Raw genomic sequence first — 14,071 nt, 5'->3', positions numbered from 1 at the left:
GCCAGCGCCGATGGTACTGCACTCGTGAGGGTGTGGGAGAGTAGGACACCGCCGAACTTCTTTTCCGAAGGGCCCGCTAGGATAGCCGTTTGGCTGCTCCTGGCGGGCCCTTTGTGCATGTTCAAGATCAGATATTCAGCAACAGTAGGAGGAACAGGTGGCGGAGTTCGGACGGCGCGACGCAGAAGAAGGCGCCGCGTCCGATCGCCCGCGACGCCGTGACTCGGGGCCCGACAGGCGCCGTTCCGACGCTCCGCGTGGTGAGAGGCGGGGGTTCGGCGACGGCGGTGCCGGACAGTACGACCGCGACCGCGGTAACAGCGGTCGCCCGCGTTACCAGGACCGTGACGGCAACCGGTCCGGTGGGTGGAACCGCGACAGTGGCAGGTCGGGCGGCGGAGACCGCGACGACCGCCGGCGCGGCGACGACAACCGTTCCGGCGGCAGGTTCGACGACCGGCGCGGTGGCGACCGTCCCGGCCGGCAGCAGGATCGGCCGCGGTGGAACGACGAGCGTGGCGAGCGCCAGGGCCGCGGCGGCCGGGATGGCCGTGCGAACGACCGTGGCGGTCGCTGGAATGAGCGCGGTGGCGACGGCGGAGGCCGTCCGAACGACCGTGGCGGGGACCGTGGTGGCCGTTGGAACGACCGCGGTGACAGTGGAGGCCGTCCCAACGATCGGGGTGGCCGGTGGAATGACCGCGGCGGCCGCCAGGACGAGCGCGGGGGCCGGTGGAACGACCGGGGTGACCGCGGGGGCCGTGGGACCGAGCGCGGGGGTCGCCCGGGACGTCCGAACGAGCGCGGTGACCGGCCGGACTGGAACCGCGACCGCCGGGACGACCGTGGCGGGTTCCGCGGCCAGAACCGCTCCTTCGACGACCGCCGCACCGAGCGTGAGGGCAACCGGCGCTCCAACGACCGGGACGACTTCCGTCGTGGCTACCAGGACCGCGGTGCCGGGCGGTTCGACCGCAAGCCCGGCGAGCGTGGGGACAACCGCCGCTTCAACGACCGTTCCGGCGACCGCCGCTTCGACGACCGCGGTGGCAACCGCCGGTTCGATGAGCGTGGCGACAACCGTCGTTCCGACGACCGCGGCGGGAACCGGCGTTTCGACGAGCGGGCCGACAACCGTGGCGGCCGCCGGTTCGACGAACGCGGTGACAGCCGCCGTTCGGACAGCCGCGGTGACAACCGCGGCGAGCGGCAGTTCGGGCGGCGTGAGGACAACCGCGGTCGTGGCGACGACCGGCGCGGGCTCCGTGAGTACAACCGCCGGCCGGATGCCGAGCGTGGCGAGGACCGCCGTCCCGAGCGGGGCCGCGGTGACGACCGGCGGGCCGCCGGCCCTCGGAAGTCGTTCACGCCGAAGTCGTCCGACAAGCCGCTCGACGACGCCGCGCTCGCCAGGGAACTGCTCGAGGCGCCGGAGCTGCCGGAGGACATCGACTTCACCGACCTGGACGAGGAAGCCCGGCGCGAGCTGCGGACGCTGCCCCGGAACCTGGCGGAGACCGTCGGCAAGCACCTGGTCGCCGCGGGCGGCCTGATCGACACCGATCCGGAGGCCGCGCTCGAGCACGCCCGCTACGCGAAGGCGAAGGCTTCTCGCGTGCCGATCGTGCGTGAGGCGCTCGGGCTGGTTTCGTACCACGCGGGTCACTGGGCGGAGGCGCTGTCGGAGCTGCGTGCCGTCCGCCGGATGACCCGGACCGACACGCACATCGCGGTGATCGCCGACGCCGAGCGCGCGCTCGGGCGTCCCGAGCGGGCGCTGGACCTCGCGCGGGAGGCCGCGGGCAGCGACCTGCCGCGCGAAGTCGAGGTCGAACTGCGGATCGTCGCCGCCGGTGCGCGGCGGGACATGGGGCAGCTCGACGCGGCGGTCGTCTCCCTGCAGGGGCCGGACCTCGACGCGAAGAAGCGTGACCCGTGGAGCGCACGGCTCTTCTACGCCTACGCGGACAACCTCGCTGCCGCGGGGCGTGAGGAAGAGGCCATCCGCTGGTTCCTGAACGCCGCCGAGGCCGACGAGGACGAGGAGACCGACGCCGCCGACCGCGCGGCCGCCCTCGCCGCCGGTGAAGACATCACCGAGCAGGACGAATCGGCCGAGGAGCTGGACGACCTCGCGGACGCCGACAGCGACGAGGCGGCCGACGCCGCCGACGAGCTGGACGACAGCGCCGACGAGCTGGGCGACGACGCGGCCGAGGCGGGCGAGCTGGGTGACAGTGCGGCCGAGGCGGGCGACGCAACCGAGCCGGGCGACGTGGCTGAGCCGGGCGACGTGGCTGAGGCGGCGGACGAGCTGGACGACAGCGCGGCCGAGGCGGCCGAGATCGCGGGCGACGTGGCTGAGACGGCGGACGAGCCGGGCGAAAGCGCGAGCGCGGCGGCTGACGCCACCGCCGACGAGCCGGGCGGTCCCACGGGCGAAGCGACCGACGGCACCCCCGAAGCGGCTGACACCGCCGAACCCGGCCAGCAGGCGCAGGACTCCGAGCGCGAAGCCGGGCCGAGGGACGCCGGGGAGCGGCCGGATGGCGTCTGACGGAGAGGGGCTCGCGGCCGGGTACGACGTGCTGTTGTTCGATCTCGACGGCACCGTCTACCACGGCCCCGAGCCGATCCCGGGCGTCGCCGACGCCATTCGTGCGTTGCGGGACCGGGGCATCGCCGTCCGGTTCGTCACCAACAACGCCTCCCGCGCGCCTGAGGCCGTCGCGGAGACGTTGCGCGGCATGGCGATCGAGGCCGACGTCAGCGAAGTCAGCACCAGTGCACAGGCCGCCGCGAAGGTGCTCCGCGAGCGCCTGCCCGGCGGCGCGCAGGTGCTCGTCGTCGGCGCGCCCGCCCTCGAGGCGGAGGTCGAGGCCGCCGGCCTGACCCCGGTCCGGCAGGTGAGCGAGCACGTCGCCGCCGTCGTGCAGGGGCACTGGACCGAGACCGGCTGGAAGCACCTCGCCGAAGCCGCACTGGCCATCCGCGCCGGGGCGCTGTGGGTGGCGTGCAACGTCGACGCGACCCTGCCGACCGAGCGTGGCCTGCTGCCCGGCAACGGCGCCATGGTCGCGGCCCTCCGGACCGCCACCGACGCCGAACCCGTCGTCGCGGGCAAGCCCGCCGCGCCGCTGTTCCACACCGCCGCGCAGTCGGCCGGGGCGTCCAGGCCACTGGCCGTCGGCGACCGGCTCGACACCGACATCGCCGGAGCCATCACCGCGGGCGTCGATTCGCTCCTCGTGCTCACGGGGGTCGCGACGCCCGCGTCGTTGCTCGCCGCGGTGCCGGAAGAGCGGCCGACGTACGTCGCCCAGGACCTCGGCGCGCTCGACGAGCCCGCCGATGACCTCGCACCCGGTCCGCAGAAGGGCTGGCAGGTCGAGGTCGACGGCGAGACGCTCGTGGCGACGGGCAAGGGGCCCGGCGACGCGTACGGTCTGCTGCGGGCGTTGTGTCACGAAGCGTGGCAATCCGGCGTCACGGCTGTCCGTGCTGGGGACGATCTTGCCGCCACAGCGCTGGGCGAGCTGGGGCTCACGCACGCCCCATGACCAATCCGTTAGCGTGGTGACCGTGCAACACCAACGCCCCGTGCCTGGACCGCCACCGCAGCAGGTGGACCCGCGCGCCGGCATCGACGAGGCCATGGCCGGGCTCGAGAACCTGGACCAGGTTCCGCTCGCCGAGCACGTCGAGCGTTTCGACGCGGTCCACTCCCAGCTCACGGCTGCCCTGTCCGCCATCGACAGGGTCTGACCGATGCCCCGCAGGGCCCGCCTCGACGCCGAACTGGTCCGCCGGGGCCTCGCCCGCTCCCGTGAGCACGCGAGCACGCTGATCAGCGAGGGCAAGGTCACCGTGCGCGGCATGGTCGCCACCAAACCCGCCACCGGCGTGGAAGCGGGGGCCGCCATCGTCGTGCGCGGCGGCGACGACCCGAACTGGGCGTCCCGCGGCGCCTACAAGCTGCTCGGCGCGCTGGAGGCCTTCGAGCCCCGCGGCCTGACGGTCGAGGGCAAGCGCTGCCTCGACGCCGGCGCGTCCACCGGGGGCTTCACCGACGTGCTGCTGCGGCGGGGTGCGGCGAGCGTCGTCGCGGCCGACGTGGGGCGCGGGCTGCTGGACTGGCGGCTGCAGACCGACGAACGCGTGGTCGTGCTGGACAAGACGAACGTGCGCAGCCTGACCCCGGAGCAGACGGGCGGGCCGGTGGACCTCGTCGTCGGCGACCTGTCGTTCATCTCGCTGCGGCTCGTGCTGCCCGCGCTCGTGGCGTGCACGCACCCCGACGCCGACCTCGTGCCGATGGTCAAACCGCAGTTCGAGGTCGGCAAGGAACGGCTGGGCAGCGGAGGCGTCGTCCGCGACCCCGAACTGCGCGTCCAGGCGGTGCTGGAGGTGCTGGCCGCGGCGCGAGAACTGGGCCTGCACCCGCACGGTGTCGTCGCCAGCCCGCTGCCGGGGCCCTCGGGCAACGTCGAGTACTTCGCCTGGCTGCGCCGCGAGGAGTCCACAGTGGACGACGTCGAGGGGCTCGTGCGGACGGCTGTCGGAGAGGGTCCCCAGTGACGGTTGAGCGCGAGGTGCTGCTCGTCGTGCACCCCGACCGGAACGCGACGCGCGACGCGGCCCGCAAGGTCGCCGCCCAGCTCGCGGACGCGGGGATCGGGCTGCGCGTGACCGAGGACGACGTGCGCGACCTCATCCAGCAGGGCGGCGACGGCTCGCTCTGCCGCCTGGTCGCACCGCACGACCACCCCGCCGCCGGTGCCGAGCTGGTGCTCGTGCTCGGCGGCGACGGCACGCTGCTGCGCGCGGCGGAGATCGCGCGTCCCGCGGGCGTGCCGGTGCTGGGCGTCAACCTCGGCCGCGTCGGGTTCCTCACCGAGGCCGACTCCGACGCGCTGGAGGACACCGTGCACCGCGTGGTGGCCCGCGACTACACCGTCGAAGAGCGGATGACGATCGACGTCACCGTGACCCTCGACGGTGAACCGGTCGCCGACACGTGGGCGCTCAACGAGGCGAGCGTCGAGAAGAGCTCACGCGAACGGGTGCTCGACGCGTTGATCGAGGTGGACGGGCGGCCGGTGTCGTCGTTCGGCTGCGACGGCGTCCTGTGCGCCACGCCGACCGGATCCACCGCTTACGCGTTCTCCGCGGGCGGGCCGATCATCTGGCCGGACGTCGAGGCGCTGCTGGTGGTGCCGAGCAACGCGCACGCGATGTTCGCGCGCCCGCTCGTGGTGTCCCGGGACTCCGTGATCACGGTCGGGATCGACCCCGACGGCTCTTCGGCGGTCCTGACCTGCGACGGGATGCGGCACATCGCGTTGCCGAAGGGGGCGCGGGTGCGGGTCGTGGCGGGGCGCGTCCCGGTGCGGCTGGCGCGGCTGTGGTCGGGGCCGTTCACGGACCGGCTCGTGCACAAGTTCGCGTTGCCCGTGAAAAGTTGGCGCGAAAGACACCAAGGCTGACCGACAAATTGTCGGTCCCTCCCGCTACGGTGGTCCCCGTGCTGGCCGAGATGCGCATCCAGGGCCTCGGAGTGATCGAGGACGCCCTGCTCGAACTGCACCCGGGATTCACCGTGGTCACCGGCGAGACCGGAGCCGGCAAGACGATGGTGGTCACCGGGCTGCACCTGCTGTCCGGAGGCCGCGCGGAGGCCTCGAAGGTCCGGAACGGGTCCGGGCGCGCCGTCGTCGAGGGCCGGTTCGAGGGCGTGCTCGCCGAGCACGTCGCCCGGATCGTCGCCGACGCGGGCGGCGAGCCCGACGAGGACGGCAGTCTCATCACCATGCGCTCGGTGAGCGCCGACGGGCGGTCGCGCGCGCACCTGGGTGGGCGGTCGGTGCCGGTGAGCGTGCTGTCCGACCTGGCCGACCGGCTGCTGGCCGTGCACGGGCAGAACGACCAGCTGCGCCTGCTGCGGCCGACCGAGCAGCGGGACGTGCTGGACCGCTTCGCCGGGGAGGCCGTGGCCGAGCCGCTCGCGCGCTACCGCGAGGTGCGGGACGAGTGGCAGGCGGTGGTGCACGAGCTGGCCGAGCGGCAGAGCCGGTCCCGTGAGCTGGCGCAGCAGGCCGACCTGCTGCGGCACGGGCTCGACGAGATCGCGGCGGTCGACCCGCAGGCCGGTGAGGACGCGGAGCTGGCCGAGCAGATCAAGCGCCTCGCCGCGGCCGACGAACTGCGGGAGGCGGCGAGCTGGGCGCAGGCCGCGGTGTCCGGAGCGGCCGACGGCGACCCGGACCAGCCCGGCGCGCTGGGCCTGGTGGGGGAGGCGCGGCGACGGCTCGCGGCGGCGGAGGACCCGGCGCTGCGTGACCTCGAACCACGGCTGGCGGAGGCCGCGGTGCTGCTGTCGGACGTGGGCGCCGAGCTGGGCGGTTACCTCGACGCGCTGGACGCCGATCCGGAGCGGCTCGAGCAGGTGCTCGCGCGGCAGTCCGAGCTGAAGAAGCTGACGCGCAAGTATGCGGCCGACATCGACGGTGTGCTGGCGTGGGCGGAGGACGCGCGCACGCGGCTCGCCGGCATGGACACGTCCGAGGAAGCGCTTGCCGAGCTCGCCGCGCGGCGGGACGAGCTGGCGGCGCGGCTGGCCGAGCACGCCTCGACGTTGTCGAAGGCGCGTGCCGCGGCGGCGACCGAGCTGGCCTCGGCTGTCACGGCGGAGCTGGCCGGGCTGGCGATGGGGCAGGCGCAGATCGACGTCACGGTGCAGCGGCGGCCCGCCGAAGCCGGGGATCCGCAGGCGCTGGAGGTCGAAGGCGAGCTGGTGCACGCGGGTGGCGGCGGGATCGACGAGGTCGAGCTGCTCCTGCGGGCGCATTCGGCGGCGCCACCGCTGCCCGTGCACAAGGCGGCGTCGGGCGGTGAGCTGTCGCGCGTCATGCTGGCGATCGAGGTCGTGCTCGCGCACGCGGACACCGTGCAGACACTGGTGTTCGACGAGGTGGACGCCGGGGTCGGCGGCCGCGCGGCGGTCGAGATCGGCCGCCGCCTGGCGCGGCTCGCGCGGAGCCACCAGGTGCTGGTGGTCACGCACCTGCCGCAGGTGGCGGCGTTCGCGGACCGGCACCTGGTGGTGGACAAGGGCACCGCGGAGGGGATCACGCGCAGCGGGGTGAAGACGCTGGAGCAGTCCGAGCGGGTGCAGGAGCTGGCGCGGATGCTCGCCGGGATGGAGGGCACCGAGACCGGCCGGGCGCACGCGGAGGAACTGCTCGCGGTAGCGGAGGCCGACAAGGCGGCCGCCGCGAGGCCCGGCAAGAAGGGCGACGGGGGGCGGAAGCGGAAGAAGTAGGGGGTTGCCGGGGGGCGGCTGTTTGCCGCGCGGCGGCTGCCCGGGGCGGCTGCGGCTGGCGGTTGCCGGGGTCGGACACTTCGGTCAGGTGCAACGCTGCCTTGCGGCGACGGCTTTGGATTCGGGCAGGGACTGCCGGGCGACCCGGCGCCACGCTGGGCGTGGGCGTGGCGAATGGCCACCGGTGCCGCTCGGCACAGACCACCCGCGTAACCGAGGACGATGAGGCCTGCGGTCGCCGGATGCGGCGTCAGGCCCCTCCGAAATCCCCCCATCCCCAGGTCCACGGGGGCTTCCGCGCCGCCGGCGCCGCGGTCACGGCCGTGGGTACCAGCGGAAACACGGCGGAGATCACGCTCGGAAACAGGCGCCACTACGGCGTGTTGTCCGCGTCAGCGCTGATCCGTTTGTCACTATCGGACTCATGAAGCTGACCGGACTGCTGACGCGCCACACGGAGTCCCTCCCCGGCATCACCGGCGTCGCCCGGGTGGACCGGCGGACCCGGGAGCTTCTGCGCCGCGTCAGTCCGGGTGACATCGTCGTGCTGGACCAGCTCGACCTGGACCGCGCGACGGCCGATGCGCTCGTCGAGGCCGAGGTCGCGGCGGTCGTCAACGCGTCGCCCTCGATCTCGGGGCGTTTTCCCAACCTGGGGCCCGAAGTGGTCGTCGGCGCGGGCATTCCCCTCGTTGACGGCGTGGGCGGCGAAGTGCTGCGGCGGCTCAAGGACGGCACCAAGGTCCGGCTGCACGAGGGCGTCCTGTACATCGGGGAACGCCGCATCGCCGCCGGCACCGAGCAGACCCGCGAGAGCGTCGCCGACCAGATGATCGAGGCCAAGGCCGGGATGTCCACCCAGCTGGAAGCCTTCTCCGCCAACACGATCGAGTTCCTCCGTCGCGAACGGACACTCATCCTCGACGGCGTCGGCGTGCCCAAGGTGCGGGTGCCGCTGCGCGACCGGCACGTCCTCGTCGTCGCGCCCGGCAAGGGCCACGCCGCGGACCTCAAGGCCCTCAAGAAGTACATCGCCGAGCACCGGCCCGTACTGGTCGGTGTGGACGGTGGCGCCGACACGCTGCGCGAGCTGAAGTACCAGCCCGACATCATCGTCGGCGACCCCAACGGCATCGACGCCGAAACCCTCAAGTGCGGGGCCGAGGTCGTCGTCCCGGCGCAACCCGACGGGCACGCGCCGGGCGTCACGCGGATCCAGGACCTCGGCATCGGCGCCGTCACCTTCCCGGCCTCCGGCAACCCGGAGGACCTGGCGCTGCTGCTCGCCGACACGCACGAGGCGAGCCTCGTCGTCACGGTCGGCTTCCAGGCGACACTGGCGGAGTTCCTCGACCACGGCCGCTCCGGCTCCAACCCGTCCACCTTCCTCACGCGCCTCAAACTGGGCACGAAACTGGTGGACGGCAAGGCCGTCGCCGCACTGCACCGCAGCCGCGTCTCCCTCGGCGCGATCGTGCTGCTCGTCGTCGCCGCGCTCGTGGCCGTGGCCGTCGCGCTGCTGATGTCCGACGTCGGCAGCGTGTACCTCGACTGGATCCGCGACACCTGGAATTCGTTCACCAGCTGTGTCAAGGGGCTTTTCGCGTGATTTCTCTGCGGTACCACATCGTCTCGATCGCGGCGGTGTTCCTGGCACTGGCCGTCGGCGTGGTGCTCGGGTCGACGGCGCTCAGTGGTTCGCTGCTTTCCGGGCTGTCCAACGAAAAGGGCGAGCTCGCGAGCCAGGTGTCCGATCTGGAGGCCCAGCGCAACGCGCTCAACGCCCGCCTCGCCGACGCCGACGCCTTCGCCGGCGCGATGGGGCCGAAGGTCGTCGCGGGCGCGCTCGCGCAGCGGTCGGTCATCCTGATCACCACCGAGGACGCCAAACCCGCCGACCGGGACGCGCTCAAACAGCTGATCGGTCAGGCCGGGGCCACGGTCACCGGCGAACTGCAGCTCACGTCGTCCTTCGTGGACCCCGCGAAAGCCGACCAGCTGCGCCAGGTCGTGACGCGCCTGCAGCCCGCCGGCTCGGTGTTCCCGACCGCCGGTGACCCCGGCACCCTCGCCGGGGCGCTCGTGGGTTCTGTGTTGCTGCTCAACAAGGACACCGCGCAGCCGCAGTCCACAAGGGACGAGCTCGCGGCGGCGATCAGCGGGCTCACCGACGGCGGGTTCGTCAAGCCCAGCCCCAGCATCGGCCCGGGGCAGCTCGCCGTCGTGCTCACCAGCGGCCAGGCGACCGGCGACGGCGCGGGCGACAAGGCCGCGACGCTGGCCCGCTTCGCCACGCAGCTCGACCGGTCCGGTGCGGGCGCGGTGCTCGCCGGTGACCCCGCGTCGGCCGAGGGCACGGGTGCGATCGGTGTCGTCAGGGCCGACACCTCGGCGACGAGCATCCTCTCCACAGTGGACAACGTGAACACCGCCGCCGGCCGCGTGGCGACCGTGCTGGCACTGCGTGAGCAGCTCGACGGCGCCGTGGGCCGGTACGGCATCGCGGGCAACGCCCAGGCGCCCGCGCCTGGCGTGGCGGCCACCGGCAGCTAGGCCAGCTGCCGGAAAGCGCTGCCGTGGAACACCAGCGGCGCTCCGGCGGAGGAGAACTCCAGCGCGTGGATGCGCAGCAGGGCGATCAGGTGGTCCCCGGCGGGCAGTTCTTCGTGCAGGACGCAGTCGAAGCGCGCGGGTGAGCCGTCGACGAACACCGCGCCCGTGGGGCTCGCCGTCCAGGGGACGCCCGCGAAGCGGTCGGCCGGGGCGGACAGGCGGCGGCACAGCGCGTCGTGCCCGGCGGCGAGCACCGTCACCCCGATGGCGGGAGCCGTCCGCAGGCGCCGCCACGTCTTCGAACCGCCCTGGATGCACACCGCCAGCAACGGCGGGTCCAGCGACACCGGCGTGAAAGCGCTTACCGCCATGCCGTCGGGTGCGCCGTCGACCAGCGCGCACAAGGCCGTCACGCCGCTGGGGAAGCAGGCGAACGCGGCCCGCAAGGTGCTCTGCTCCATCACATCTCCCAGCTCTCGAACAGGAACCGCACCGCGCGGTCCACGAGTTCGGGCGACGAGAACTCCGGCGCGGCGTGGTCGGCCCCGGGCACGACCACGAGGGTCGCGGACACGCCCGCCCGGGAAAGCCCTTTCTGCAAGCGCTTGCTCTGCGCGAGGCCGACCCGGTGGTCGTCGTCGCCGTGCATGATCAGGAACGGTGGTGCGCCCGGCCCGGCGAGCGCGAGCGGGTCGGCGGCCGAGGGCGGGCACGACCCGAGGAACTGCGCGACGATCGCGTCGATCGCCCGCAGCTGCTCCTCGGTGTTCTCGTGCGCGTCCTCGCGCAGACGTGCCAAATCGGCCACGCCGTAGTGGTCCACCACGGCCGACAACGCCGGGGATACGTCCAGGTGCGTGCCGACCTCGCGGCCGAGCGGACGGGTCCCGGTGAGCGCCGCCATCGTCATCAGGTAGCCCCCGGCCGAGCTGCCCCAGCCCGCGATCCGGTCCGCCGCGAGGCCGAACCGGTCCGCCGACGCACGCACCCAGCGGATGGCGGCGCGCAGGTCCTCGACGGGTTCGGGGAAGGAGACCTCGCCCGCCAGCCGGTAGGCGACCGAGGCGACGGCGATGCCGCGCCGCGGCAGGTCGTGCCACGGGCCGATCGCGGGGATGCCGCCGACGAAACTCCCGCCGTGCGCGTAGACGACCACCGGGTACGGACCCGGTCCGGTCGGCACGTGCAGGTCCAGCCGCAGCGGCCGCCAGCCGATCATCGTCGCGTAGGCGACGTTGAGGTAGCTCCGCGCGCCGGGCAGCACCGAAACCGGCCGCGGTTCGGTGATCCCGGCGGGTGCCAGCGCCGCGTAGTCCACCGGCGCCACGAGTTCCGAGGGATGGGGCACGTCCGCTCCTCAGAACCGGAAGTAGTCCGAAATGGACGGAAACCGCCCGGACAGCTCGTAGGCCCCGATGAGCGCGTTCTTCGCGTCGATCGAGTCGTGCGAGGCGAACGTCCTGGCGTTGCGCCAGAACCGGTCGAAGCGGTAGCGGTTCGACGTGCTGCGTGCCCCGGTGAGGTCGTGCACGCGCGCGGACACCCCGACCCCGGCCATGGTGCTGGCGACCTTCGCGCGGAACCCGCGGACACCCATCTCGCCGGCGTCGACGGGAGGTGCTTCGAGTTCGGCGGCGACGGTGAGCAGCAGCGCGCGGGCGGCGGCCAGCTCGCTCGACATCTCGCCGAGCTGCCGGTGCATCAGCGGATCCTCCAGCGCGGTACCGAACTTCGGCATGCTCGCCCGGTTCAGCTCCCGCAGGTAGGCGGTCGTCGCCTCGAACGCACCTTCGCCGATGCCCTGCAGGAGCGCGCCGTGCAACAACATCGCCGCACACAGGAAGTACGGGTCAGGCTGGTGGGAGGCGAAGTGCCAGCCGTCGGGCACGAACACGTCGCGGTAGGCGATGGTCTGGCTGTACGTGCCGCGCTGGCCCATGTTGTCCCAGTCGTGGCGGAGTTCCAGTGCCGGGTCGTCGAGCCGCACCAGCGCCTGGTGGCGGGCGCCGTCGAGGTCGAAGCTGACGCACGCCAGGTCCCGGCCGCCCCCGCCGCTGTTGGTGTTGAACGTCTTGGTGCCGTTCACGACGAGCCCACCGGGCACGCGCCTGCCGAGAACCCGGCCGGTGCCACCGGTTTCGGCGTTCGACGCGACGAGCCGGCGTCCTTCGTGGATCAGTTCGCCGGCCAGCTGCTGCTTGGTTTCGGCGGGCAGGCCGGACGCGAACAGCTCGCGGGCGACGAGGACGGTGGTGCTCCAGCACTGGCCGGTCGAGCCGTCCGCGGCGCTGATCTCCACCATCGTCTCGATGACCTCCCGCCAGCCGCCGTAAGGCCCGCCGTCCCACAGCCCCCCGAACTCGGTGGGCACGTTGATCCGCTGCAAGGCCGCTTCGCCGAGCAGGCGCAGGTTTTCCGTCGGGTCGGCGCCCTCGGCGTCGATGCGTGGCGAGTCCTTCGCCAGCTGGGGCCGCAGGGCACGGGCCCTGGCGACGACTTCCTCGCGGGTCTGAGGCAGGTTCATCGGGTCTCCTTGCGGATCTCGCCGCGGTCGTTGAACGTCCACGGTTCGGCGTCGGGTTTGGGGGAGCGCTCCAGGAGCTCGACGACGTAGTGCGTGACCGTCTCGTCGCCGAGGTTGCGGATCCGGTGGGGCGTAAGGGGTTTCCGGTGGCCGACGGTGCGGTAGAGGACGAACCCGGGGCGGGCCTCCTGCACCAGCCCCCAGTCCTCGTCGCCCAGTTCCTGCGCCTGTGCCAGGCCGGCGTCGGGCCAGAGCACCACGTGGTCGTGGTGGTGCTGGTGGAAGTCGAACATCTGGCCGGGCGCCAGCGTCATCGACCACACGCGCACCCGGTCGTTCTCGAAGATCAGGGTGTCCCCCGGGTTCGGCGGGAATCCGGTCACGGCAGGTCCTTCCTCGGTTGCAGGACGCGGTGGTCGAGCACCGCGATGGCGATCAGGGCGACGACGGGCAGCGCGGTCAGCTGGATCAGGGCGGCGGTGCCCCAGCCGAGGCGCTGCACGAGCGAGGCGAAGACGTACCCGGACACCGCGGCGGGCAGGTAGACGGAGAGGGTGAAGATCCCGGTGGCGCGCCCGACGGCGGAGACCGGCACGCTGCGCTGGATCAGCATCGACGTGACCAGCAGCAGGAACCCGCTGAGCGAGATGCCCTCCACCACGGACAGCAGCGCCTGCACGACCGGTCCACTGTGGAGGTTGAACATCAGCGCCCCGGCGGCCATGCTGCCGACGACAGAGGCGACGAGCAGCCAGCGCGGGTTGTAGCGGTCGGCGAGCGGGCCCGACACCATGCTCAGCAGCGAGCCGACGGCGAAGATCCCCGTCACCACCCCGAGTTCGCCGGTGCCGAAGTGCAGTTCGGTGCGCAGGTACGTCGGGTAGAGACCGAGGTAGCTGTAGCCGCAGAAGCCGGGGACGAAGGCGAGCACCGCGCAGGCGAGGAGGTTGCGGTTGACGGGCAGTTTCGTGCGGACCGCGATCGCGGCGGCGGGTTCCGTGCGCACCTCGGTGAACCAGCGCGGCACGACGACGAGCATGACGACCAGCAGCAGTGCGCCGAGCCCGGCGTAGAGGAAGAACGGTGCGTGCCAGCTGCCGAAGCCGTCGGCGAGGGCGGTGCCGACGACGGGGCTGAGGAAGGCGCCCACGCCGTAGGCGACGTTGATGCTGCCGAGGGCGAATCCCTTGCGCCGCACGAAGAACGACCCCACCGCGGCGAACAGCGCGGCGTACTGGATGCCTTCGCCGACGCCGGAGAGGATGCGGTAGGTCACCAGCGTGGTGAAGCCCGTGGACAGCGGTTGCAGCAGGGTGGCGACGCTGAACACGGCGATCCCGACCGCGATGACGGTCTTGCGCCGGAAGCGGTCGGTGAGGAAACCCGAGGCCAGGCCGGCGAAACCGAGCCCGAGGGTGAACACGGTGGACAGCAGCCCGCTCTGGCCGGCGGAGAGCTGGTACTCGGTGCGGATGTCGGGGAGCAGGACGGGCAGGACCTGCCGATCGAGCGCGTTGACCAGGAACGTCAGGTCCAGGACGACGAGTGCGAGGAGGGCGGTGGCACCACGCGGGGTGCGGGTGCCGGGGGCGGAGAGGGCGGTGGGTTGCGTGCTCATGTCGCGCGTCAGACTTTGTGGCTCAGGGGTTATGTAGGTTCCTGAGCAGGAGGTA

Annotated in this window: 14 protein-coding genes; 8 read left to right on the top strand and 6 right to left on the bottom strand. The window is 72.8% G+C overall.

Annotated elements, in window-relative coordinates; translation table 11 throughout:
* Nucleotides 1–127 precede the first annotated feature (127 nt).
* Nucleotides 128–1,585: a hypothetical protein gene (locus ABFX51_RS05495; RefSeq protein ID WP_245783233.1), complete on the bottom strand. Its 1,458-nt coding sequence runs from the start codon at nt 1,583–1,585 to the stop codon at nt 128–130.
* A 30-nt stretch (nt 1,586–1,615) separates the two neighbouring features.
* Here ABFX51_RS05495 and ABFX51_RS05490 point away from each other — a divergent pair, with 30 nt between their 5' ends.
* The 8 genes from ABFX51_RS05490 to ABFX51_RS05455 all read left to right on the top strand — a co-directional run bounded on the left by ABFX51_RS05490 (nt 1,616) and on the right by ABFX51_RS05455 (nt 9,874).
* Complete coding sequence (locus tag ABFX51_RS05490) at nt 1,616–2,557, top strand: ICP22 family protein (RefSeq protein WP_245783234.1); 942 nt, start codon at nt 1,616–1,618, stop codon at nt 2,555–2,557.
* Nucleotides 2,547–3,560, top strand: coding sequence for an HAD-IIA family hydrolase (locus ABFX51_RS05485; RefSeq protein ID WP_091512061.1), 1,014 nt, complete (start codon nt 2,547–2,549; stop codon nt 3,558–3,560). The genes ABFX51_RS05490 and ABFX51_RS05485 overlap by 11 nt, the downstream gene beginning before the upstream one ends.
* A 13-nt stretch (nt 3,561–3,573) precedes the next feature.
* On the top strand, nt 3,574–3,765 hold the full coding sequence (locus ABFX51_RS05480; protein ID WP_091512063.1) for a hypothetical protein: 192 nt from the start codon (nt 3,574–3,576) through the stop codon (nt 3,763–3,765).
* Between the two features lie 3 nt (nt 3,766–3,768).
* Nucleotides 3,769–4,578, top strand: a complete 810-nt coding sequence (locus ABFX51_RS05475) for a TlyA family RNA methyltransferase (RefSeq protein ID WP_091512068.1) — start codon at nt 3,769–3,771, stop codon at nt 4,576–4,578.
* The gene (locus tag ABFX51_RS05470) at nt 4,575–5,486 is read left to right on the top strand and encodes an NAD kinase (protein ID WP_091512071.1); all 912 of its coding nucleotides are present in this window, start codon (nt 4,575–4,577) and stop codon (nt 5,484–5,486) included. Before ABFX51_RS05475 ends, ABFX51_RS05470 begins: the two co-directional genes overlap by 4 nt.
* 38 nt (nt 5,487–5,524) lie before the next feature.
* The gene (gene recN, locus ABFX51_RS05465) at nt 5,525–7,321 is read left to right on the top strand and encodes a DNA repair protein RecN (RefSeq protein WP_091512073.1); all 1,797 of its coding nucleotides are present in this window, start codon (nt 5,525–5,527) and stop codon (nt 7,319–7,321) included.
* Nucleotides 7,322–7,745: 424 nt separating this feature from the next.
* Complete coding sequence (steA, locus tag ABFX51_RS05460) at nt 7,746–8,930, top strand: putative cytokinetic ring protein SteA (RefSeq protein WP_346052582.1); 1,185 nt, start codon at nt 7,746–7,748, stop codon at nt 8,928–8,930.
* Nucleotides 8,927–9,874 (top strand): copper transporter, encoded by a 948-nt coding sequence (locus tag ABFX51_RS05455; RefSeq protein ID WP_091512077.1) that lies wholly within the window; start codon nt 8,927–8,929, stop codon nt 9,872–9,874. The genes steA and ABFX51_RS05455 overlap by 4 nt, the downstream gene beginning before the upstream one ends.
* Here the strand turns inward: ABFX51_RS05455 and ABFX51_RS05450 are convergent.
* From ABFX51_RS05450 to ABFX51_RS05430, 5 genes are read right to left on the bottom strand one after another with little or no spacing between them, the layout of a single operon-like run.
* The gene (locus ABFX51_RS05450) at nt 9,871–10,335 is read right to left on the bottom strand and encodes a flavin reductase family protein (RefSeq protein WP_091512079.1); all 465 of its coding nucleotides are present in this window, start codon (nt 10,333–10,335) and stop codon (nt 9,871–9,873) included. The two genes, ABFX51_RS05455 and ABFX51_RS05450, sit on opposite strands and share 4 nt — an antisense overlap.
* Nucleotides 10,335–11,222 (bottom strand): alpha/beta hydrolase, encoded by an 888-nt coding sequence (locus tag ABFX51_RS05445; RefSeq protein WP_091512081.1) that lies wholly within the window; start codon nt 11,220–11,222, stop codon nt 10,335–10,337. Before ABFX51_RS05445 ends, ABFX51_RS05450 begins: the two co-directional genes overlap by 1 nt.
* Nucleotides 11,223–11,231: 9 nt before the next feature.
* Nucleotides 11,232–12,398: an acyl-CoA dehydrogenase family protein gene (locus ABFX51_RS05440; RefSeq protein ID WP_346052579.1), complete on the bottom strand. Its 1,167-nt coding sequence runs from the start codon at nt 12,396–12,398 to the stop codon at nt 11,232–11,234.
* Nucleotides 12,395–12,781, bottom strand: a complete 387-nt coding sequence (locus ABFX51_RS05435) for a hypothetical protein (protein ID WP_346052577.1) — start codon at nt 12,779–12,781, stop codon at nt 12,395–12,397. Before ABFX51_RS05435 ends, ABFX51_RS05440 begins: the two co-directional genes overlap by 4 nt.
* Nucleotides 12,778–14,016 carry an MFS transporter gene (locus ABFX51_RS05430; RefSeq protein ID WP_346052575.1) on the bottom strand — a complete coding sequence of 413 codons (1,239 nt, stop codon included), beginning with the start codon at nt 14,014–14,016 and terminating at the stop codon, nt 12,778–12,780. Before ABFX51_RS05430 ends, ABFX51_RS05435 begins: the two co-directional genes overlap by 4 nt.
* Between the last annotated feature and the right edge of the window lie 55 nt (nt 14,017–14,071).

The sequence above is a fragment of the Amycolatopsis dongchuanensis genome, assembly GCF_039542405.1.
GTDB classification, from domain to species: Bacteria; Actinomycetota; Actinomycetes; order Mycobacteriales; family Pseudonocardiaceae; genus Amycolatopsis_E; species Amycolatopsis_E sacchari.
This window is presented reverse-complemented; position numbering and strand designations above follow the sequence as displayed.

Coding starts and splice junctions, on each gene's coding strand:
- ABFX51_RS05430 (WP_346052575.1), bottom strand. CDS start 14,016: ATGAGCACGCAACCCACCGCCCTCTCCGCCCCCGGCACCCGCACCCCG.
- steA (WP_346052582.1), top strand. CDS start 7,746: ATGAAGCTGACCGGACTGCTGACGCGCCACACGGAGTCCCTCCCCGGC.
- ABFX51_RS05475 (WP_091512068.1), top strand. CDS start 3,769: ATGCCCCGCAGGGCCCGCCTCGACGCCGAACTGGTCCGCCGGGGCCTC.
- ABFX51_RS05485 (WP_091512061.1), top strand. CDS start 2,547: ATGGCGTCTGACGGAGAGGGGCTCGCGGCCGGGTACGACGTGCTGTTG.
- ABFX51_RS05450 (WP_091512079.1), bottom strand. CDS start 10,335: ATGGAGCAGAGCACCTTGCGGGCCGCGTTCGCCTGCTTCCCCAGCGGC.
- ABFX51_RS05440 (WP_346052579.1), bottom strand. CDS start 12,398: ATGAACCTGCCTCAGACCCGCGAGGAAGTCGTCGCCAGGGCCCGTGCC.